The 21,696-nt window shown below is 44.5% G+C and carries 21 protein-coding genes; 2 read left to right on the top strand and 19 right to left on the bottom strand.

The window, feature by feature from the left end:
• Nucleotides 1-26: 26 nt before the first annotated feature.
• Nucleotides 27-1,598 (bottom strand): BCCT family transporter, encoded by a 1,572-nt coding sequence (locus UQW94_RS13520; RefSeq protein ID WP_005394723.1) that lies wholly within the window; start codon nt 1,596-1,598, stop codon nt 27-29.
• 387 nt (nt 1,599-1,985) lie between these two features.
• On the opposite strand from UQW94_RS13520, the gene UQW94_RS13515 reads away from it, so the two are divergent.
• Nucleotides 1,986-2,462, top strand: a complete 477-nt coding sequence (locus UQW94_RS13515) for a MarR family winged helix-turn-helix transcriptional regulator (protein WP_005376877.1) — start codon at nt 1,986-1,988, stop codon at nt 2,460-2,462.
• Between the two features lie 40 nt (nt 2,463-2,502).
• Here the strand turns inward: UQW94_RS13515 and UQW94_RS13510 are convergent, their stop codons facing one another.
• The 6 genes from UQW94_RS13510 to UQW94_RS13485 all read right to left on the bottom strand — a co-directional run bounded on the left by UQW94_RS13510 (nt 2,503) and on the right by UQW94_RS13485 (nt 8,505).
• A complete protein-coding gene (locus tag UQW94_RS13510) occupies nt 2,503-3,141 on the bottom strand; it encodes a response regulator (RefSeq protein WP_005376875.1) in 639 nt (212 codons plus the stop codon).
• Nucleotides 3,134-4,489 carry a cache domain-containing protein gene (locus UQW94_RS13505; RefSeq protein WP_322142281.1) on the bottom strand — a complete coding sequence of 452 codons (1,356 nt, stop codon included), beginning with the start codon at nt 4,487-4,489 and terminating at the stop codon, nt 3,134-3,136. The genes UQW94_RS13510 and UQW94_RS13505 overlap by 8 nt, the downstream gene beginning before the upstream one ends.
• Nucleotides 4,490-4,640: 151 nt before the next feature.
• Nucleotides 4,641-5,927: a TRAP transporter large permease gene (locus UQW94_RS13500; RefSeq protein ID WP_005376871.1), complete on the bottom strand. Its 1,287-nt coding sequence runs from the start codon at nt 5,925-5,927 to the stop codon at nt 4,641-4,643.
• Between the two features lie 12 nt (nt 5,928-5,939).
• Nucleotides 5,940-6,479, bottom strand: coding sequence for a TRAP transporter small permease subunit (locus tag UQW94_RS13495; RefSeq protein WP_053306570.1), 540 nt, complete (start codon nt 6,477-6,479; stop codon nt 5,940-5,942).
• Between the two features lie 115 nt (nt 6,480-6,594).
• The gene (locus UQW94_RS13490; RefSeq protein ID WP_158156641.1) at nt 6,595-7,686 is read right to left on the bottom strand and encodes a TRAP transporter substrate-binding protein; all 1,092 of its coding nucleotides are present in this window, start codon (nt 7,684-7,686) and stop codon (nt 6,595-6,597) included.
• A 414-nt stretch (nt 7,687-8,100) separates the two neighbouring features.
• The gene (locus UQW94_RS13485) at nt 8,101-8,505 is read right to left on the bottom strand and encodes a hypothetical protein (protein ID WP_047103233.1); all 405 of its coding nucleotides are present in this window, start codon (nt 8,503-8,505) and stop codon (nt 8,101-8,103) included.
• Nucleotides 8,506-8,778: 273 nt separating this feature from the next.
• Between UQW94_RS13485 and UQW94_RS13480 the strand changes: the two genes are divergently transcribed.
• On the top strand, nt 8,779-9,444 hold the full coding sequence (locus tag UQW94_RS13480; protein WP_005376857.1) for a DUF2982 domain-containing protein: 666 nt from the start codon (nt 8,779-8,781) through the stop codon (nt 9,442-9,444).
• Between the two features lie 18 nt (nt 9,445-9,462).
• Here UQW94_RS13480 and UQW94_RS13475 read toward each other — a convergent pair whose 3' ends face one another.
• The 12 genes from UQW94_RS13475 to UQW94_RS13420 form a co-directional block, all read right to left on the bottom strand.
• Complete coding sequence (locus UQW94_RS13475; RefSeq protein WP_005376855.1) at nt 9,463-10,119, bottom strand: MBL fold metallo-hydrolase; 657 nt, start codon at nt 10,117-10,119, stop codon at nt 9,463-9,465.
• 129 nt (nt 10,120-10,248) lie between these two features.
• A complete protein-coding gene (locus UQW94_RS13470) occupies nt 10,249-10,797 on the bottom strand; it encodes a DUF882 domain-containing protein (RefSeq protein WP_322142280.1) in 549 nt (182 codons plus the stop codon).
• Between the two features lie 166 nt (nt 10,798-10,963).
• Complete coding sequence (locus tag UQW94_RS13465; RefSeq protein WP_005376852.1) at nt 10,964-12,505, bottom strand: L,D-transpeptidase family protein; 1,542 nt, start codon at nt 12,503-12,505, stop codon at nt 10,964-10,966.
• Nucleotides 12,506-12,658: 153 nt separating this feature from the next.
• On the bottom strand, nt 12,659-13,741 hold the full coding sequence (locus UQW94_RS13460) for a DUF1513 domain-containing protein (protein ID WP_322142279.1): 1,083 nt from the start codon (nt 13,739-13,741) through the stop codon (nt 12,659-12,661).
• The gene (locus tag UQW94_RS13455) at nt 13,722-14,759 is read right to left on the bottom strand and encodes an imelysin family protein (protein ID WP_322142278.1); all 1,038 of its coding nucleotides are present in this window, start codon (nt 14,757-14,759) and stop codon (nt 13,722-13,724) included. The genes UQW94_RS13460 and UQW94_RS13455 overlap by 20 nt, the downstream gene beginning before the upstream one ends.
• 10 nt (nt 14,760-14,769) lie before the next feature.
• On the bottom strand, nt 14,770-16,152 hold the full coding sequence (locus UQW94_RS13450) for a di-heme oxidoredictase family protein (RefSeq protein ID WP_258489714.1): 1,383 nt from the start codon (nt 16,150-16,152) through the stop codon (nt 14,770-14,772).
• Nucleotides 16,153-16,244: 92 nt separating this feature from the next.
• The gene (locus UQW94_RS13445; protein ID WP_322142277.1) at nt 16,245-17,507 is read right to left on the bottom strand and encodes an imelysin family protein; all 1,263 of its coding nucleotides are present in this window, start codon (nt 17,505-17,507) and stop codon (nt 16,245-16,247) included.
• Between the two features lie 174 nt (nt 17,508-17,681).
• Complete coding sequence (locus UQW94_RS13440; RefSeq protein WP_025767283.1) at nt 17,682-18,278, bottom strand: GTP cyclohydrolase II; 597 nt, start codon at nt 18,276-18,278, stop codon at nt 17,682-17,684.
• Between the two features lie 271 nt (nt 18,279-18,549).
• A complete protein-coding gene (locus UQW94_RS13435; RefSeq protein WP_020480909.1) occupies nt 18,550-18,726 on the bottom strand; it encodes a hypothetical protein in 177 nt (58 codons plus the stop codon).
• A 146-nt stretch (nt 18,727-18,872) separates the two neighbouring features.
• Entirely contained in the window at nt 18,873-19,283 is a 411-nt protein-coding gene (nrfF, locus tag UQW94_RS13430) for a heme lyase NrfEFG subunit NrfF (RefSeq protein WP_085569796.1), read from the bottom strand.
• Nucleotides 19,270-19,803, bottom strand: coding sequence for a DsbE family thiol:disulfide interchange protein (locus tag UQW94_RS13425; RefSeq protein ID WP_054577026.1), 534 nt, complete (start codon nt 19,801-19,803; stop codon nt 19,270-19,272). The genes nrfF and UQW94_RS13425 overlap by 14 nt, the downstream gene beginning before the upstream one ends.
• Entirely contained in the window at nt 19,781-21,688 is a 1,908-nt protein-coding gene (locus UQW94_RS13420; protein WP_322142276.1) for a heme lyase NrfEFG subunit NrfE, read from the bottom strand. Before UQW94_RS13420 ends, UQW94_RS13425 begins: the two co-directional genes overlap by 23 nt.
• Nucleotides 21,689-21,696 lie beyond the last annotated feature (8 nt).

Here is a 21,696-nt window from a genome sequence, read left to right as displayed (position 1 = left end):
GTCAGACGGTTTTATAAAATGCCGAATTACTGACGCTCTGTTCTCATACCCATCAATAAGCTCACACACATTGCAAGCAGAATGAAGGTAAATGGCAGTGCTGTAGAAATGGCACCAGCCTGAAGAGCTTGAACCGCCTCGGAGCCACCAATCCATAGCAGAGCAACCGCAATTGCACCTTCCATGAATGCCCAGAAAACACGTTGAAGTACAGGTGCATCAACTTTACCACCTGCCGTGATACTGTCGATAACAAGTGAACCAGAGTCAGAAGACGTAATGAAGAACACAAGTACCAACACAACAGCGATGATAGAAAGCATGCTACCAAATGGAAGAACATCAAACATTTGGAACATAGCGAGAGATACGTCAGTCAAGCCATTTGTGCCCAGCTCACCTACTTTATCAACAACTTGCTCGATCGCCAGGCCACCAAATACAGACATCCAAACAACGGTAACCGCAGTTGGAACCAGCAGAACTGCTGTGATGAACTCGCGAACGGTACGGCCACGAGAAACACGCGCGATAAACATGCCTACGAATGGCGACCATGAAATCCACCAAGCCCAGTAGAACACTGTCCAGCCTTGGAACCAAGCTTCGTCCGTACGACCAAACGGGTTACTTAGTGGGATGATATTCTCTACATATGCCATAAGTGTGGTTGGAATCGAACCTAAACTCGCCGCCCAACCGATAAGACCAACAAGAATCAGTAGCAAGAACGCCACAACCATGTTGATGTTACTAATGACTTTAACACCACCATCGATGCCGCGTACGACTGAAACAACAGCAAGTAAAGTCACCACGGTAATAACGACGATTTGTAGGCCCAGGCCTGGCTCAACACCAAATACGTGATGAATACCACTTGCTGCTTGCTGCGCACCTAGACCTAGGGATGTAGCAAGACCAAATAAAGTCGCAAGCACAGCCAGAATGTCCACAATGTGGCCAGCCCAACCCCATGCACGATCACCCAGAAGTGGGTAGAAGATCGAACGCATAGATAGCGGTAAACCTTTGTTGTAGGCAAAGAATGCTAAAGAAAGTGCTACAACACCGTAAATTGCCCATGGGTGAAGGCCCCAGTGGAACATCGTTGCACCCAGTGCCAATCTCGCGGCTTCTGGTGTATTTGCCTCAACACCAAGTGGCGTTTCATACCAACCGGTGAAGTAAGCGACAGGTTCTGCAACACTCCAGAACATTAAACCGATACCCATACCAGCTGCAAATAGCATTGCAAGCCATGACATAAACGAGTAATCGGCAACAGCGTCTTTACCACCTAGTCGGATCTTACCCATTGGTGAGACGATAAGCGCCAAACAGAAAATAACGAAAATGTTACCTGCAATAATGAACAACCAATCGAATGAACCAATAATTTTCCACTTCAGCCCATCAAGTGCCGTCTTTGCGGTATGTGCATCTAGAACTAATGCAGCGACAAGAAACAGCGCAATTAAACCTGCACTAATACCAAAAACTGGGTTATGAACATCAAAACCCCATTTTTGAACGTTGTCCTGACCTACCGTATAGTCGGTACTATCGATACTGTACTTATCTATACCCTTTGTCATCGTTCCTCTCTATTTTTGTAGTGTTTTTACGTACCAAACAAAAAAATCTTTCGAACACGATACGTTTTGCATTCCGTGAAGGCGCAAGATCCTATCATTTGACACGTTTTTGTCTATCTTTTTGCTATTAAAAAATCCAATAACTTACTTTTCACTGTGTGGTTACGGCCTTTGATAGAACAAATCACTACTACAATAGTTAGACCACAAACATTTATTGCTATAATAATTTTAGCTCTTCTTATTTTGTCGAAAAGGCGCGACAAAATGGTATTGAGGACACGGCGTAAAATTGTAGAGGTAATTTTTGATTTCCCCCCTTTAAATAAGGGCGTATTTAAGTTAGTGTCGCCTCGATAAATGTTCCCTACAGACTGGATGAATAAATTGGAAAAGTACGAAGAAGTATTGGTCTCGATTCGTCAGATCATCCGCGCTATTGATTTACATTCTAAAAAGCTGAGCAAAGAGTCTGGATTGACTGCTCCACAGTTGATTTTGATGCGCGCTATCAATGACTTAGATAACGTGACGATTAAACAGTTGTCTAGCCACACTAACATGAGCCAAGCGACCGCAACGACCATTCTAGATAGACTAGAACGAGGCCAGTTTGTTGAGCGTCAGCGCAGTGTTCAAGACAAGCGTAAAGTGCATGCTGTACTTACGAGCAAGGGCCAAGAAGCCTTAAAACAAGCACCAACGCCGCTGCAAGAGCACTTCATTAATCGATTCCAAAAATTGGAAGAATGGGAGCAATCCCTTCTACTATCTTCCGTTCAACGCATCTCGACGATGATGAATGCAGAGGACATCGATGTTGCTCCAATGCTAGAGCTTGGTAGCATTACCAAAGCCGATTAGTTTCGCTCCCACGTGCTCGCTTTTTGCGGGCACTACTCTCCTACTCAGTCAACCCAGTTTCAAACGCATATTTTGCTAACTCTGCCGTCGAATGTAAGTCCAACTTGTGCTTAATGTTATGGCGATGCGTCTCTACCGTTCGATAACTAATATTGAGTAAAGTGGCGATTTTCTTGCTGCTGTTTCCTTGAGCAACTAATTTAAGTACCGCTTCTTCCCTGCGGCTGAGAGGATTCGTTTTTTGCGTGGCAGGCACCACTTCTTGGGTAAAGAGTGTTTGTGTGACGGATTCACAGAAATACGTCGAGCCTTGGTTCACCGTTTTTATTGCTTGCACCATTTTCTCGGCCGAGATTTCCTTGAGCATGTATCCTACGGCACCAGCTTGCATGACCTTCATGATGTACTCGCGATTATCGTGCATGGTCAACATAAGTATTTTGCTCTCTGGGCGAGCTTCTTTAATTACACCAGTCGCTTCAATACCGTTCATTATTGGCATGCTGATATCCATCAATATGACGTCCGGTTGCAAGTGCTTTGCGACCTCTATCGCTTCCAAGCCATTACTTGCTGTACCCACCACTTCGATGTCAGGCTCTAACTCCAAACGAGCCATGAAGCCATCCAATACTACTTGATGATCATCGACAATCACTACACTAATCGGTTTATCCATAAACTATTTCATCCAAATTAAGCAGCACAGTAATCTCTGTTCCCAAGCCAAGCTCACTCATTAGCTCAAATTCACCACCGATGAACTCTACACGCTCTTGCATGTTCCTTAACCCAATCCCTTGTTGGTGCACTGCATGGTTAACCACAAATCCAAGCCCATCGTCACGTATGAGTAATTGCAGCATATTGCCCATTTTTTGCAAAGTAACCGTTACTTTTTTCGCTCGCGCATGTTTTTCAATGTTATTCAAAGACTCCTGAGCGACGCGATATAGCGTCGTTGCGACTTCCGAAGTCAGTTTATGCTGCTGAGTATCGAAATTGCTCTCGATATCAATCCCGGAATGGGAATGAAAATCCTGTAGCAAGGTCGTCAGTGCTGCTTCTAAACCTATATCATCGAGGGCGCTTGGACGGAGCTGATGAGAAATATGCCGCACCTCATTTATCGCGGTGACGAGCGATCGTTGTGATTTATCTAAGTGGGATTTGAGTTTTTCGTCTTCCAGTCTATGACTCATTAAGTCTAAATGACATTTACTGGAGACTAACAACTGATTGATTCCATCATGCAGTTCTCGCGCTAAATGCTTTTTCTCATCTTCTTGGAACATCACGGTTTTATGTGCCAATTCTTTCAGGTTCTTATCAGCGAGGCGATGCTCGTGCAGATTGATCGCCAGAGTGAGAACAATGATTACAGCAACGGTCACCGCTAAGATCACGACGACTGAGAAAAATGTCGTTTCGATATTTTTGTTCACTGCCGCGCGCATATTGGCGACTTCTCGGCTTACATCCTCAATATACAGCCCAGTCCCTATCATCCATTCCCACTTATCGAGCCATGCAGCGTAACTAAGCTTAGGGACGACTTCACCTGTAGATGGCTTTTGCCACAGGTACTGATGAAATCCACCACCTGATTGCGCTTGATACAATAAAGCTTCGATTAAGCGATCGCCATTTTCGTCTTCAAGATAGAGTAAGTTTTCCCCGACAAGCTCCGGAAGAACTGGGTGTACAAGGTTGATACCATATTTATCATAAGCAAAAAAATAGCCGTCCGACCCATAACTCAAACGATTTAAAATCGCTTTCACACGCGTTTTGGCAACACTCTCTTCTAAAGTCGGATCGTTGTAGATGTAAGAAATGGAGTCAAAAGCGACGTCGACCGTATCTTTCAGCGCCGCTTCTTTTGATTGGATCAGGTTTTGATGAAAGATCTCAACCTCCCTTTTGCCAAGGGTCTTGGTTTGATAGATAGAGATCCAGCTGATACTCGCTGACACCAATACCACGGGTATCAGTGTCAGCAGAATTAACTTTGCTTTGAGAGGCATCCCTTCCCTCCATGAAACGCTGCCTTTACAGCTTACTATCTTAGCAGTACAAACGAATCGATTGTGTCTGCATAGACATAATTAACAGCTTAACAACTTGTCTCAAAAGGTAAAAACTCTCAGTTCACAAAATCTCTTTATTATCGAGTGATTAACTCATACCGTAAAAACCTGGGAAAAACAGCAAAGACGCCAACACAACAATCTGAATCGCGATGAATGGCATCACACCTTTGTAGATATCTCGCGTAGTAACCCCTGCTGGAGCGACACCTTTTAGATAAAACAAACTAAAGCCAAATGGCGGTGTGAGGAACGACGTCTGCAAGTTCATCGCAATAAGAATCGCAAACCACGTCATATTAATGCCCATCAATTCAGCGACTGGCGCAATAATTGGCACGATGATAAAACAGATTTCAACGAAGTCGATAAAGAAACCTAAAATCAGAATCACCACCATGGTAATAATAAGGAATCCCCACTTTTCACCCGGCAGTTCTAACATCCACTCTTCAACTAAATAATCACCACCAGTGTAGGTAAATGCCATTGAGAAGGCGGTCGCACCAAGTAAGATCGCAAAGACCATTGCGGTTACTTTAACTGTCTCTTTTGATGCATCATAAATCATCGACCAACTAAACTGCTTATACAATAGCGATAAAATAATCGCACCTGCACCACCCAGTGCCGCTGACTCTGTTGGTGTTGCAATCCCTGCAAAGATGGAGCCCAATACCACGATGATCAATGCTAAAGGTGGCAATACAGCTTTCAGTGCGGTGAGCACTTCTTGTTTACGACTGATCGACTCATCGCGCTCTATCGCCTGTGCGGCTTGAGGGTTCAACTTCGCGTAGATGAGAATATAGATCACATAGGCGCCAACAAGTGTAATACCGGGCCAGATCGCAGCTTGAAATAGGTCCCCTACCGGTACGCCAAGTACATCACCCAACAAGATCAACACGATAGAAGGTGGGATAATTTGACCCAACGTGCCAGACGCACAAATAGTCCCACACGCTAAACCTTTGTCGTAATTGTACTTGAGCATCACAGGAAGAGATATTAAGCCCATCGCAACAACTGATGCGCCTACCACACCCGTTGAAGCGGCAAGCAATGCGCCAACTAACACGGTAGAAATAGCGATACCACCGCGAACGCCACCGAACAAACGCCCCATTGATTCTAGTAGCTGTTCAGCAAGCTTCGTTTTCTGTAGCACTAGTCCCATAAAAACGAACAGCGGTACGGCCATTAGCACCGTATTTTCCATAATGGACTGAATTCGATATGGCATAAAAGCAAACATCTCGATGCCTTCAGCCCAAACACCAAAAATCAGCGCGATACCACCAAAAGTAAAGGCAACGGGAAATCCCAATAGAAGCGCAAAGAGCGCAACAAAAAACATCACTATACCGATCATAATGACTTCCTTTTACGACTTACCGTTATTACCGGCATAGATGAGATGAGGGTTGACAATTTTGTTGATTGAATGAAGTAACAATCCAATACCACTCACCGCCATAAAGAAAAATGACAGCGGAATCATCGCTTTGATAATCCAACGATATGGTAAGCCACCTGGGTCACCAGACGTCTCGCCTAACGCGTAACTTTCCTTAGCGAAATCAACACCAAACCAAGCTACCAGTAGGCAAAAAGGGAATAAGAAAAATAGTGTGCCTATGATGTCGATGATGGATTGTGCTTTGTAAGATAAGCGTTCATAAAAAATGTCGACGCGAACATGGCCACCGGACTTAATTGCGTAAGGCACACCAAGCAAGAACACGGCAGAGAATAGATGCCATTCCATTTCTTGGAATGCGATAGACACATCATTAAACACGTAACGCATGACAACGTCGTACACAACGTTTGCTAACAACAAAATAAACAGGATGCTGGATAACCATCCGAGAAAATCGCTAAAGCGGTTAAATAATCGCTCAATATAAATAAGACTTCTCATTCCGAACTCCGTGGAACGTTTAGATGCGCTCCGCTATGGTGCGGAGCATTCATTATGAAGTTTTCTTGGGCTTCGATAGCAGGCTAAACCTCTCGGCATCGCCTGCTTCATAACGTTATTGTTGAGCTTGACTGTTTAAGTACGCTCGGTGCGAAATATCTGACCATGGTCGAACTTGATTCATATAGTTCGCTTGCGACTCTTGAATCTCTTTCGCCAAAGCATCTTTTTCTGCATGTTCTTTCAACAAACGATCGTTTGCTTCTCGCAACGCAGTTACTACTTCAGGTGGGAAATCTTTTACTTCAACATTTGGGTATTCAGACTTAATAGATGCCCAGTTTTTGCCGCTTTCGTGTTTCGATTGCGTGTACATATCGTAAGCGGCCGTTTTCATGGCTACTTGCAAAATCGCTTTTAGATCATCAGGTAGACGATTCCAGGTACGCTTGTTAACGAGGAACTGAAGCTCAGTCGCTGGCTCATGCCAACCTGTGTAGTAGTAAGGCGCGATTTTGTGGAAGCCCATACGTAGATCCAGCGATGGACCAACCCATTCCAAGGCATCAATTGTGCGACGCTCTAGAGAAGTATATAGCTCACCAGGGGCGATATTCGTTGGCTTGGCACCTAACTCAGCCAAAATCTCACCAGCAAACCCTGGGATACGCATTTTCAAACCCTGTAAGTCCTCGACGGACTTGATCTCTTTTTGGAACCACCCGCCCATCTGAGTATCGGTATTACCGCCAGGGAAAGACATCAAGTTATGTGGAGAGTACACTTTTTCCATCAGCTCCATACCACCGCCGTAGTAAAACCATGCATACTGCTCAGTTGGCAACATACCGAAGGGCATAGAAGTGAAGTAAAGTGTGTTTGGAACCTTACCCTTCCAGTAATAAGACGCTGAGTGACCCATGTCATACTGACCCGACTTAACCATATCAAACACCCCAAAAGGCGCTTTATGCTTGTTTGCGGAATCAATGCGGATTTGCAAACGTCCGTTGGACATCTCTTCCGCCATTTTTGCCATGTTTTTTGTGGTATCACCAAAAATTGGGAAATTAGGCCCCCAAGTTTCAGCAAGCTTTAAACGATAGACTTTTTCAGCAGCGTTTACAGAAGTCGCTGCGAGTGCCATCGCGGCAGCGACAGCGGTTGTTTTGAGCACTCGTTTTAAAGATTTTTGGATTAGACTCATCGTTCACGTCCTTTATCACCAAGGTTATTGTTGTCATCCATTTCATTAGGATTGGCTGTATTCGGTATAAAAGATGTAACAATGTTGTCTAATGCGAAATGGGCATGAACACGGAAGCGAGTAATTCATCAATAAGGCATTAGCCTAAGGTATTACGTACAAGTACGTAGGATAATCGTCATGACAAAAGACTGTTAATAGCAAAATCAATAAATTATATTTTTATCTATGAATAAAAATAAAAGACAATACGTACGTATTTTTCTGCCAAAAAATTTACATAGTATTTAAGAAAATGTGACAAACCACTTATTGGTAGTGTTAAAGTCAGTACTTAATGCATTATTTCCAATACCAAGATAAAAAAATACCTCGGCATCGGCCGAGGTATTCAATCTAGAACGGTAGTGGTAATTAAACTGCTTTGTAGATAACTTTGTTACCTGCTAATTGCTCTTTTTGAACTAGGTTTTCTTCAAGAAGCTTCTTTAGTGCGCCAGTAGCCCATGATGCCGCTTTAGTATCTTCTTGACCTGCAGCTAGACCGATGCCTTTAGGGTTAATACCTTCAGCATTCGCAATAACGATGTCTAATACTTGTTGTTGCTTAGGAGTAAGGGCAACATCAACTGTTTTCACTGCAGCTACTTTTTTATCAGCTACTACTTTCTCCGCAACAGCTTTTTCAGCAACAGAAGGTGCTACTGCTTTTTCCGCAACAGGCTTCACTGCTTTAGGTGCTGCAGCTAAGTTTGCTACTGTCGCTTTAATGCGTTTTTGCAGTTTCATCTGCACTTTACGCTTATGAGCAAGTCTCATTGAATATTTCTCCAGTTCACTGCATCTCAGCAGGGATGAAAATTTGAAGCGCGTTTTATACCAAAATTCACAAGCAATTTGTAGGTTTTAGCGGCGAAACGCGATGAAAAATGCGCTCAAAGCATAGAACGTCTACTATTTAATCAGATATTTTATGAACGGATTTATTGAATACTGGGTATAAAAACAGAGGTTTGTTTTATTTTAAATGCAAGTCAATGCACATAAAGCTGCCCACTTATTTTTGAACAAGTATTCGATGAGGTTATAAGCATGGAAACGCTGCACCTAACAAATTCACATTTCAAACCCGACTCCCCTATCAACAGAATACTTTTGTTACTCGTTGCACTCATCACTTTGTTTTTGGTTGCCATTTCTCCGGGATGGAAGCAAGCCATGTTGTCGGTCATTTTGATGTCTGCAATCGTTGGTTTCGCCATCTTGATGATTAAGAAAAGCCAAGTCACTTTTACGCTGACAGCTTCTCACTTTCAGCAACACCTTTTTAAAGGGGGTTGGGTCGTCAGATGGCGAAATATTGAGTCAATCGGTATTTGTAGCTACCAACAGGAAGGGTGGCACCAACCGCTACCTTGGATCGGTATTCGTCTAAAACACTACTCACCCTACTTAAATTCAATCTGCCCTCGTATAGCGACAGAAATTCTCCTCAGCCAGCGAGCACTGCTTTACTTAGGCGCAAAACAAAATCAGTGTGAAGATAAGTTTGAGGATATGGTGCTTGACCCTAAACCGTATATAAACAGAGATGGGATTGAGTACAAAGGTTTGTTAGCGATGCTCGCCAACCGGATGAAGTATCAGAGAGGCTTTTATGGCTATGATCTATTTATATCAGCAAGTGATCTAGATCGTGAGGCTGAGGATTTTGTGGGACTGACTCGGCGATACTTAGCTGCCGCCGAGCCAGAATAATGCTTAGTACACGCACTTTTAGTAAAGCGGCATCTCGTCAGCAACGAACGGGTTAGTTTTACGCTCATGACCGAAAGTCGATTGAGGGCCGTGACCAGGGACAAACGTGACATCATTACCTAAAGGCCACAATTTCTCTTTGATAGAACTAATCAACGTATTGAAATCACCTTGTGGGAAGTCAGTTCGACCAATGCTACCGTTAAACAAAACGTCACCCACAAACGCTAAACGCGCTTCTTCACTGTAAAGCACAACGTGACCAGGTGTATGACCAGGTGTGTGGAATACATTCAGCACTTGATTACCAAAAGTGACAGTGTCACCCTCATTTAGCCATTGGTGCGGTTCAAACGCTTCTGTCAGCGGGAAACCAAACATTTGGCTCTGACCTTCCAAACCTTGCAACCAGAAGTTATCTGCCTTGTGAGGGCCAACAATCTCTGTACCGCCAAGCAGTGCAGACAGCGGCTCCGTGCCACCTACGTGGTCCAAGTGACCGTGTGTTAGCACTAGGTTTACCACGTCAACACCCAGCTCTTTGATAAGCATAGCGAGCTGCTTTTCATCGCCGCCTGGGTCAACCACAATACCTTTCATGGTTTCGTCACACCAGACAATAGAACAGTTTTGAGAGAAAGATGTTACTGGAACAACTTGGTATTTCAGAGCCATAGATAACCTATACCGAATAAATTTGCGTGAAAACTGCCGCAACTATGACACTAAGGCCTAGCGACTTCAAGCTTTGAACTGTGGGTAATCGACGACGTTCTGAGACTAGAAACCTTGTCTCAACTAGCACTACCAGGAACGAACAGCTCCCGTATCGATATGAACAAAGTTACTACCTGGATAATAACCCACGCCACCGGCTTTTAGGCTTAATGCAGCATCACGGACCGTTGAAAGCTTCACGCCGTCTAAACGAAAATCAATGGCCTTTCCTTCCATGTGCATGCTCTTTTTCGCTACACGAGAAGACCCGTTGCGCAGCGAGGCGTTAGTGGCAGGAGAACGGTAACCTGAAATGACGATCACCTCTGCTTCTGTACCAATTAACTTTTGAATTTGACTTATTTGATCGAACAAGCGTCTATCCATGGGATGAACCTCATTTCGTCGATGGTCTCGACAAAACTCACTCAGCCTTTGAAGTTCATCATTAATGTATCGTTTTCCATCGAAATAGCATGTTTCGAGGATCTCTCCAGTATTAAGATTGTTCATCGCCAGCGCACGTGGCTCGTCAGGGAGTGAAGCCCAAGAAAATGATGGCAGGGCAGACGCCAACACCACACCACCAGCGGTCATTTTAAGGAAATCTCGGCGGGAAAAGTTACGACTTACCATTTCAAAATACAGTGCTCAACAACTAGACAAGTCGTGGACATTAACCAAACACATTTGTCACGTCAAACGCATAAAATGCTCCATCTTGATTTTCAGATGCAGTAATTATTGATTAATTATTGAACGAAAAGAGAATTCTTCGTTTTGTAAATTTTCCTTAAAGATTTCAACTGCGGTGATCGTACTTATAGATATCATCACGGTAGTAAAGCGTTCCCTCTTCCAACCATGCTGTTTGATAAATGATGTGTACTTGAATGCGCTCTCCCAAAGGAACTGACGTGTTAGACCGACGAGAACTTTCTCGCTTTTTCGCTAAACGTTCTTCCAACCCCTGAGTTTTGAACAGAAGTTCTGCTAACTGGTCTGCATGTTCTACACGAACACATCCTGAGCTGAATGCGCGTCTGTCCTGTTCAAACAAGTTCTTACTTGGCGTGTCATGCAAATAAATAGCTTGTGGGTTAGGCATATTGAACTTGTACAATCCCAGTGCATTTTGTAAGCCCGACGCCTGTCGCATACGATAAGGAAATGTTCTCGGATTCACCGTTGCCCAATTGATGGTTGTAGGGTCAATAATTTCGTTCGAAGTCCAAGACCGAATGATTTGAATGTTATGGTTAATCAAATACATCGGATTACGTTTTACTTTAGGAATAATGTCTTTAACCATGATAGTCCAAGGCACGTTCCAAGTTGGGTTGAGAATAACTGAATCCAGTGCTACCGACATGATGGGCGTTTTTCTTGATGCTCTCCCTACCACAACTTTAGACTCAAACAAGGGTTGACCGTCATGCCAATACGTGACTTCGTATCCAGGCACATTAACAAAGACAACATTATCCCTTTCTTTCGACCAAATTCTTGAACGCTCAGAATTCAACGCCAGCAGATGCAATCGCTCTTGAGGAGAAAAGTTGATCCATCGAATGGTATTCGGGCCGATAACGCCATCTTCTTTCAAACCATGAATACGCTGGAACTCTTTTATCGCAAGCTCTAATTGTTCGTCATATTCTTCAGTGACTAAATCCAAGTAAGAAACATCTACGCCTACGATCTCCATTCGCTCAATCAATAGGGGTCTGTTTTCTAATATATCGCCAACACGTGCTAGCCCAGTTTGTTGATAGGCAGGATATTGGTACTGAGAATGTTCCGATAGCGAAGAATAGGCGGAGTAGAAAGCATCATCTGTTTGTAATGGAGACCGGAGACTTGCCAAAAACTGACCAAGTTTGCCAACCGTAATCTCATTACTCAGAACCGATAAAGTATCGATGCTAGGAGCGGGTAACGTAACATGGGCTTTGTCTGTAAATAGCCAATTAATCCCTTCTTCGGGGAGTTGCTCAAGATAACTAAGGTACATCAAGAGTGAATCTGTCATCACTAAATCGAAGTCGAGATTATCTCCCTGCCACCTTACTTGGTTTATCCGGTGAAGTTGATTTTCGAATTCATCGGTGACATCCGCAAGTGCAACCAGGTTTACTTGAAAAAGAAACTGCTCAATATCACTTTCATTTTCCCAGTTCAAACGGTAATTGGTGCTTTGATACAGTTGATCAATCACCTCTGGATAATGGATCATTTTTTCTACAGACAGCTTTTGTACCGCTCCCTCTTGCTCGACTTGCGCTGAAGCTTCGAGAGAAACGACGGTGGAAAAGCTGCAAAACGGCACCAGAAGTGCCGTCATGATTAAAACCCTAGCAAACACTGAAATGATCCTTGCGCTACTTGCCATAATAAAAAGTATGGCAAATATCTCACAGCTTGCAGGTTTAAAATTAAGAATCTGATGCCGAAAACGACAACAAAACTCTCTATAAGTAATTACTCAATGATCTTTCTAGATAATTCTCGACCAATGGTTATCCCATTGCACACCGCTTGCGAAGGTATTTTTTGACTCTTCAGGCCTTTGCTCTACCACTTTTCCCGCTCCAGAACTGACTCGGAATTCATCACCGTAGATCACAACACCAGAAGCGTCTGGTAACGCACTTAGCTCGACCAATTTGCCCGTAGACTTAGACCATATACCATAACAACTGCCTGGAGGCGAAGTGGCTAAGATCCATTCATCGGTTGCTGCAATACTCGCAACGTAGTGATTGAAACGCGCCCACTCTTCAGGTTCAGCTTGAAGATCTTGCATTTCACCACCACGCTTGTGCATGGCGATCAAGGCTGGATACTCGTCCGGCTCACCACGATATTGCTGACCACAAAGCACGGTTTCCGCACCATCATGGGCTAAGTGGCGAATACTCAACTTATGATCCGGTAAAGACACTTGATCCAGTAGCTCCCCTTCCTGTGAAAGGTAACTCAGGCTCGGTCTCATGCTATCAAGATTGAGAGGTTCACGGCCATTAGTGTGTACGCCACCGACGCCAATCGCCAATGCGCCATCAGGCATCATGATCACTTCATGAGGGCCAAGGCCAAAGCCTGTTAACTCATCGATTTTTTGATATTGCTTCTGCACATCATAAACACCAATGATCCCACGACTTGTCCCCCTCTCCCCTTCTGTGGCAAATAGCAACGTGCCATCATGGGAGTAAACGCCATGCCCATAGAAATGGCGATTTGGTTTTGCCAGCTGCAGTTTGATCATCTGCTCTGAGCGATAATCAAACACCATGAAGAAAGTACCTGGTCGACGACCAAAGACTACGGCGTGGCCTTGTTGGTTTGTTGCCACACCGTGACCACGCTCAGGAATCGGCAATGAAGATAGCGGCATACCATGCTCATCCGCCACCACCGCTGCGAATTTGTCTCGGCCAATGATAGAGCAGCCGATCAACGCAGGCTCACGTGAGCTTGTTGAAGCACAACCAAATGGCATCATAGGTGTAGCCGCCCCGAATAGAGCGGCTTTCAGTAAGTTTCGGCGGGTTTGATCAGTCACCATCGGTTGCATTAAATCCTATAACCACGCCCAGCTCGATTGCCACTTCTTCGTGAATCAGGTACTTCAATTGCTCTAGCTTATTGTATTGAGCAAGCACCATGCGATAGCCTTCTTTTGTTTGTAGTGCAGCAAACAAGCTCTTATCTTCTGGCCAAGTTTCTAACGCTATTTCAAACTGATGAACAACACGGTCTGCGAGATCTGCATGGCCTTGCTCTCTAAGTAGCGCATCTAGACCATTTCCGTTAGCAAAGTACAACGCTTCCATCCCTTGTAGGTTGGCTTTTAGGTTTGAAAGCGAAGTTTCTGAACGCCATGACTCTGAAAAATACGGGCGAGGCTTACCAATCTTCGCTAGCGGTCGACTCAACTTCTTCATGCTGTATTCAAGCTGATTAGAGAGCAGTGAAATGTACTCAGATTCCCATTCCGTCATCTCTAGCGATTTCCAAGGATTCTCTGCCCAAGAATCCGCAATGATCTGCGCTTTGTTATCGAGGTTTTCTGCAATCGAAACACCTGTCGCACAGGTATTGCTATTGCTAGATAAGGTCGACGCTTTATCGTAAAGCAGCCATTCCAATGCACCTAAACCTTGCACGGTGACACTTTGGGTGGAGATATCTTCTGCACTCCAAGCTTGATCAGATTTCGTCAGTACAGACATTTTACGACCAGTGGTGTTCTTTTTATCTGGCCAAAACTGAACATTCCAGCTTTGCTCCAACGCCGTAGCAGGGCCACGTTCTTGACCTTGTAATGCCATCCACGCAAGCATCGTTTGATGCCATTGCTGTTTTACTTGTGCATCATCTTTCGACTCTGATGCGCAGTAATCCGCGAAGCGCTGTTCAAGTTCTGTGGTTTGCGCTAAAAACGTCTGAGCTGATTGAAACTCAACCTCGTACACGCTTTGAGAAATATGACTTGTACTCTCAGGCTTGGCTGAGCTCGAACCGACGGTCGATTGGCAACCAACCAAACTTAACGTTGCGGCAATCGTACTCACTAACAGTGTTTTTTTCATGGTTGCTTCCTTATAGAGAGTTCAGAAACGCAATCAATGCGTCACGTTCTTTTTTGTTCAGTGCTAAGACGTTTTGTTTTGCCGTTTCAGCTTCGCCGCCGTGCCACAACACCGCTTCCATCAGGTTACGAGCGCGGCCATCATGTAGAAAGTACGTGTGTCCGTTTACTTCTTCGGTATAACCAATACCCCACAACGGTGCCGTTCGCCATTCACGGCCGTTTGCTAAGTATTCCGGACGGTTATCGGCTAAGCCTTCACCCATGTCATGCAAAAGCATGTCTGTGTATGGGTGGATAAGCTGCTCAGAAAGCGCTGGTAACTCTGGTCGTTTCGCCGTTTTAACACTGGTCTTGTGGCAGCTTTCACAGCCAGACGCAGCAAAGATTTGCTGACCAAGTTTCACGTTAGGGTCATTGACATTACGGCGAATAGGTACAGCTAAGTGCTGGCTGTAAAACTCTACGAAGTCGAGAATATTTTCACTCACTTCTGGTTTGCCGCCATTTGGCATGTCGTCACAAATGCTTTGTTTCGAGGTACAGTTTTCATTTGGGAATAAATGGCTCGTCAGACCGACATCACCATTGAATGCTGCTGCATTTTGCTGCATTAACGTCGGTTGTCCTGCTTTCCAGCCAAAACGACCAATCGAGAAATTGTCCTTCTCAATATCCCACACCTTATTGACTTTGCCTGAGATACCGTCTTTGTCGGCATCTTGTTCATCAGCCCAAGCAAGTAGCGTTTCGTCGGGAATACTCTCTAACAAACCAAGGCCGATCATTGGCGGTGCCACGCGTGCTGAGAACTCGGTATCAGGGTGCATATCGCCGTAACCCAGATCGGTAATGTTCAAATGAGGTTTTCTTAGCGTCACCGTCGTACCGTCTTTAAATTTCACTGGGACATCGGTGTAAGTGATTTCGATTTTGCCTTCTGGCGTTTGATCTTGCAGGGCGAAATCTTGAAGCTGGCCACCATAAGTCGGCTCAGGTATGCCGCCATCTTTGATGTAAGCTTTCTTTTGTTCTGGCGTCATCGCAGGAATGCTTAAGCGCACTAACATAGACACGGCATGTAAATCATCTTTCTCTGGCGGATGACCACGACCGTCTTTGATGTGGCAGTTCTGACAACCATTGGTATTAAAAAGCGGGCCTAGGCCGTCACGAGCGTCTGTTGACGCTGGCGCTTGTACCCAAGGGTTGCGGAAAAAGCTGTTACCGACACTAAAATCGAGGCGTTTGCTCATTGGCAAGTTAGCAGCAGGAAGAGAATAGGCATTCGCGCCGTCTTTTTTAACACTGGTTTTGCCACCGGACTTAACATCGTAAGCCATGGCAGAAGAAGAAAGGATCGCGGCTAGCGCAGAAATTAGGTATGGCTTCATATCATTGCTCTACATAGACAACAAGGGTGATAACAACGAGCTCAAACGGCAAAAGGGCTCACAAAGAGCCCTTATTTATTATGGTTTTCTTATTAAAACTCGTGGTCAGCAGTATCAGGGCTTAGGCTATCGATGCCGACAATGCTTGCCGCGCGCTCAATCGCACCGGTTTGTGCTACCAACGACATGATGGTGTCGTTTACTAGCGCGTTGCCCTGTGCGTTACCCGCTGCAATAAGTTGGTCAAAGTGCTGGTTGTTCTTCTCTGCAGAAGTCACTAGCTCACCAACTTGGCTAAGTGTTGTATCAAACTGTTTTTGAATTTCGCTCGCCGCTTTCTTATCTTTTTGAGCAACAAGATCAGCAATACTTGGACCAGATAACTCTTTGCCGTTTACACCTTTGTATGTACCTGTGTAAACGTTGTAGATGCCTTGCTCATTGTAGTAGTGAGAATTATGCGTGTTGTCTGAGAAACAATCGTGCTCGTCTTCAGTTGAGTTCGCTTCTAGTGCCACCTTCATGCGCTCACCCGCTAGCTCACCTAGAGAAAGAGAACCCATGCCGAATAGCATCTTACGAAGACCATTATCAGCAGATTCGTTTAGTAGCTCTTCACGGTAGTTACCTTTCACTTCAGCAGACCACTGCTTTTCCATCCACTCAAGGTCTTGAACCAGTAGATTAGCGGCTGCTTTTAGGTACTCACCACGACGGTCACAATGACCATTCGTACACTCAGAACCGACAACGAAATCAGTGTAAGCACGTTGACCTGCACCCGCGTTAGTGCCGTTTAGGTCTTGACCCCAAAGCAAGAATTCAATCGCGTGGTAACCTGATGCAACGTTTGCCTCAGAACCGCCTACTTCGTTTAGATCCGCTAGCAATTCTGGAGTGATTTTTGAAACGTCCAGTTTAGAAGCACCAATCTGCAGACTTGTGTTCGCGATGATGTTGGCAGCAGCGCCCTCGTTACCCAATTCGTATTGGTAATCAGCCGCTACGTAGTCAATCAAACCTTCATCAAGTGGCCATGCGTTCAGCTGACCTTCCCAATCATCAACAATCGCGTTACCAAAACGGAAAACTTCAGACTGTTGGTAAGGCACGCGAGAATCTAGCCAAGCTTGTTTTACTTCTTCAAGCTTTTTCGCTGATGGTGATTGTAGAAATTCGTCGATTTTCACATCAAGCGCTTTCGCTGTTGTTACTGAATCAGCAAATACAGCATGGGCAACGTCCGCGTAATGTTCGACTACTTGTTGTTTAGTTACTGTGGCAGCAACGGTAGAACCACTGGCAATGAGGAGTGATGCAGCAATAGATTGGACTAAAACTTTTTTTGCATTCATCTGAAGCATCCTTGTTGAGCTTTTCAATTATCGTATTGGTAGTGCTAATTATTCTTATTTGCACTTTAGTCTCGAGATAATACAAATTTACAATTTATTTGCAACTCCAGATACAAAAAAACCTCATAAAAATGAGGTTTTTCACAGACTTTATTGTCAGTTTTATCTTTAGGATTAAACCTTTAGGTCATGTTTTCCGTGAGAGACTTTTGCCTTCAGATAATTTTCGTTGCCATCTTTGATATGTGCAGAGGTATTGACAACCTCGCCAATTTCAATTCCGTACTCAGATAACTCACGAATTTTCTTAGGGTTGTTCGTCACGAGGCGGATCTTATTCACGCCTAAAGCTTCTAGCATTTGTGCTGCTTCTGTGAAATCACGCAGGTCATCATCAAAGCCCAAATGGTTGTTAGCTTCGTACGTGTTCATGCCCTGGCTTTGTAAGCGGTATGCATCGATCTTATTGTACAAACCAATACCACGACCTTCCTGACGGAGATACAAGATGATACCACCGGACTCGCCCATGCGATTGATCGTCTCTTCTAGTTGCTCACCACAGTCACAGCGTGAAGAGTGAAACACATCGCCTGTCAAACACTCAGAGTGCATACGAACTAAAGGCATGTCCTGAGTTTGGTCCGCTTGTTTAAAGATAATAGCAACATGCTCTTTGTCTGTCTTCAGACCATGGAAAGACAGAATTTCGGCATCAATGTTACTTTTTGCCCCGACTTTAAAATCTACTCTGGCACGTACTTCCGCCATATCTATACTCACTCGATTTATTGCTTGATGCGCTTGATGCGTTTTCGTTATTGCATTCATGGGATTTACTCGTTGCTCTTCAACTATGGGGACTGATACCGCATTTTGCAATATAGAGATCACAATTGAGGGCAGTTATCCACTCAAGACAGCAAAAGAGAAACACTCTCCAACTGAACAATTGTTATATTATAACAATTTAAAAAAACTACAATAAAAAACCCCAGACAAATTTTGTCTGGGGTTTCAAGAAGGTCGTTTGGTCTATCTTTTAATGGGTCTGACTGCGCTTCCAAACGGCGAGTTCAATCCAAACTGCTTCGAGTTCTTGGATTTCCTCGTCGGTCAACACGGCGAGCGTTGAAGTAACTTGAGGCAGGTTCGGTGATTGCAATGCACGAATCTGCGAATAGAAGTCTTTTTTAAGTTGTAATATAACTGAATCCACTGCGTGCACCTATTTCGTTCTTTTATTACTTATCCAGCTCAAAATTTTTATTTTCTTTATACTGGAAACTTCATAAATTCGGAAAAATGATAACATTCTGCTTGTTAAGTGCACAATTTATTTTTAATAGTGGAATAACGGTCACATTAATTACGCTTCACCATTCGGATCGAATATAAGACAAAAAAGATCAAAAATAGCACAGGAAAGATCCACAACAGCGCCGTGGAATAATTTAATGGTGGTTGATACAGAACAATATTCCCATAACGAGCAACTAGATAGTCCTTTATTTCTTGATCTGAGCTGCCTTCATTGGCCATCGTATACACTTTCAACCTCAGGTCTTTGGCCGCCTGTGCATTAGACTCGACAAGGTTTTGGTTTTGACACTGCGGGCAGCGTAATGTCTTGGCTAGCGAGGTTGCACGCTGTTGCACTTCAACAGAATGAAAATCAAACAGATCAACATTCTGTTCTAAATCCGCACTTCTCGTGAAAGGAGAAAATAGTATAAATAGGATTAAAGTGAGGAGAAGATTATTAAATCGAAACATTCAAGTATCCTGAAAATATATCGTTCCATTTATCTGCCGTTAGCTCTCCACGATATTTGATCAATATACGACCATTTTGATCAATCAAGTAAGTTTCCGGCGTTCCTATAACACCTAGCTCCACAGCGAGCTTTCCATTAGGGTCACTAATTACTTCAATATATGGGTTTCGTTTAGAGCTCAAATATTCACGGGCAGCTTGTTTTTGATCTCTATAATTCAGCCCAATAATAGGCACACCGAGTTCTGCTAACTGCAATAACTCTTCATGCTCTCGCTTGCATACCCCGCACCAAGATGCCCAAACATTCAATAATTTATATCCGTCGCTTTTGAACAATTGCTCAGAAACTATGTCATCAGAGATCAGAGAAGTAGAGCGAAAATTAGGTGTCTCTAAATTTCGTTGTGGGGACAATTCGACATGTGGTCGCTCAGACAAGGCCACCGCAGTAACTACAGCAAACACGGCAACAGCCACAACGAGACCTGCGAGTTTAAGCGTATTTCTCGATCGCATTGATAGCCTCTCTCCTTTTCTTTAGGCCTGTTAATAGCGCACCAAACACAGCTAATAGCCCGCCAGACCATATCCACCAAATGCCTGCGCGGTACTGAACTTTAATCGCATAAGCATGAGTGTCGACTTTGTCACCCAATGTCACGTAATAATCGCCATGCCATAGTGAACGAATCGCAGGCTCGGTCATATTCATCACTCGCACAGGGTAATGACGCTTTTGCGGGTTGAAATTGAGCATGCGGCCATCTTCCAAGTGCAAGGTGATCTGTCCTTGTTCAGCGGTGTAGTTTGGCCCCACCAGCCATTCGATACCATGATAATCGATAGTGATCCCCGCCCTTTGTTGAGAACTGCCGGGTTCGACACGTAAATTGTGTTCATATGAGTAGTGACTGTTGAATACAGCTCCACTCACCGCCAGCGCAAAACCGATATGTGCCATCACGATTGGCATGAGTTTGCGCTTATTGGAACAACGAAACAGCATAACGAGATGCGCCGCAATCACCCAAGTAGCCAACGTTATGGTTAGCAATACTTCGAAATGCAGTGCGTGCACTAAGAAGATAAACCCGATCCCAGAGACAAGAGATAACGCAATACTGATCGCAATATCAGCGCTTACACTCGGCACTGTGCCTTTTGTCCATTTCAGCAGCGGCGTGAAAGCTAAGGAAATCAGAGCCAGTATGCTTAATGGGAAGATCAGACTATTAAAATAAGGTGCGCCAACTGAAATGTTCCCTAAACCGAGCAGTTGATAAACCATCGGATAAAAAGTGCCAAGAAAAACGATAGCAGTCGCAATAACCAGCAGCCCTTTGGCGATGTAAGCAGTGTAAGCTCGGCTCGCTAGAGATTGAAGTTTGAAGCGAGGGAGTTGTTCTCCTCGCAAAATCAATACGCCAAAAGTGATGATGATAAGCAAGCTCAATACACCAAGCAGCACTAAACCCTTAGTTGGGTCCACCGCAAAAGCATGCACTGAAGTCAGCACGCCAGAGCGCACCACGAATGTCCCTAAAATGCTTAGGCTGAACGTAGCAAACGCCAGTGCATAGGTGCTCCAAATTGCGCCTCTGTTACGTGTTGCGACAACACCGCTGTGCAACAAAGCAGTACCAGTAAGCCAAGGGAGTAGAGAAGCGTTCTCCACAGGGTCCCAAAACCACCAGCCGCCCCACCCTAGCTCATTGTACGCCCACCATGATCCCACCAAGATACCCAACGTGAGCGTTCCCCATGCAAAAAACGCTGCGCTTCGAGCAACCACATACCAATCGCTCATCGGTTGTTTACCCAATAGCGCTGCTAATGCAAAAGCTAATATTGCTGCGTAACCGACATAACCGAGATAAAGCAATGGTGGATGAATGATAAGCCCAACATCTTGCAACATTGGGTTTAGATCTCGTCCTTCCGACGCCAATACTTGGGCATACTCGAACGGGTTAGAGGTCATTAACGTGAACCAAGCAAATGTCGCAATAAGAACGTTCATGATTCCTAAACAGTCACAAGTATATTGGGCGTTGAGCGGTGACTTAAATGCAATAAACGACGCCCATAAACTCAAGGTGACGACCCAAAACAACATGGAGCCTTGGTGCCCACCCCAAGCGGCAGCAATTTTGAACGCCACGGGAAGTTGACTGTTGGAATGCGTAACAACATATTCCAACGCGAAGTTGTCTTGCACGAAGCAGACGATCAGAAGTGCTAAACAAATGATGGAAGCTAAGCTAATGATGTGGGACATCGCGACTTGATGCGGCAATGTCGCCTTCTTACACATAGCACGACGTAGCCAATGCAGCAACGATGCACAAGTCGATGTTACAGCCACCAATATCAGTAAGAAGAACCCTAGCTCAGCCTCCATTTTTCCCC

This window comes from Vibrio sp. PBL-C16, from assembly GCF_034321865.1.
Lineage (GTDB): Bacteria > Pseudomonadota > Gammaproteobacteria > Enterobacterales > Vibrionaceae > Vibrio > Vibrio alginolyticus.
Note: the sequence above shows the minus strand (reverse complement) of the source record. Positions and strands in the feature narration are given on the sequence as shown.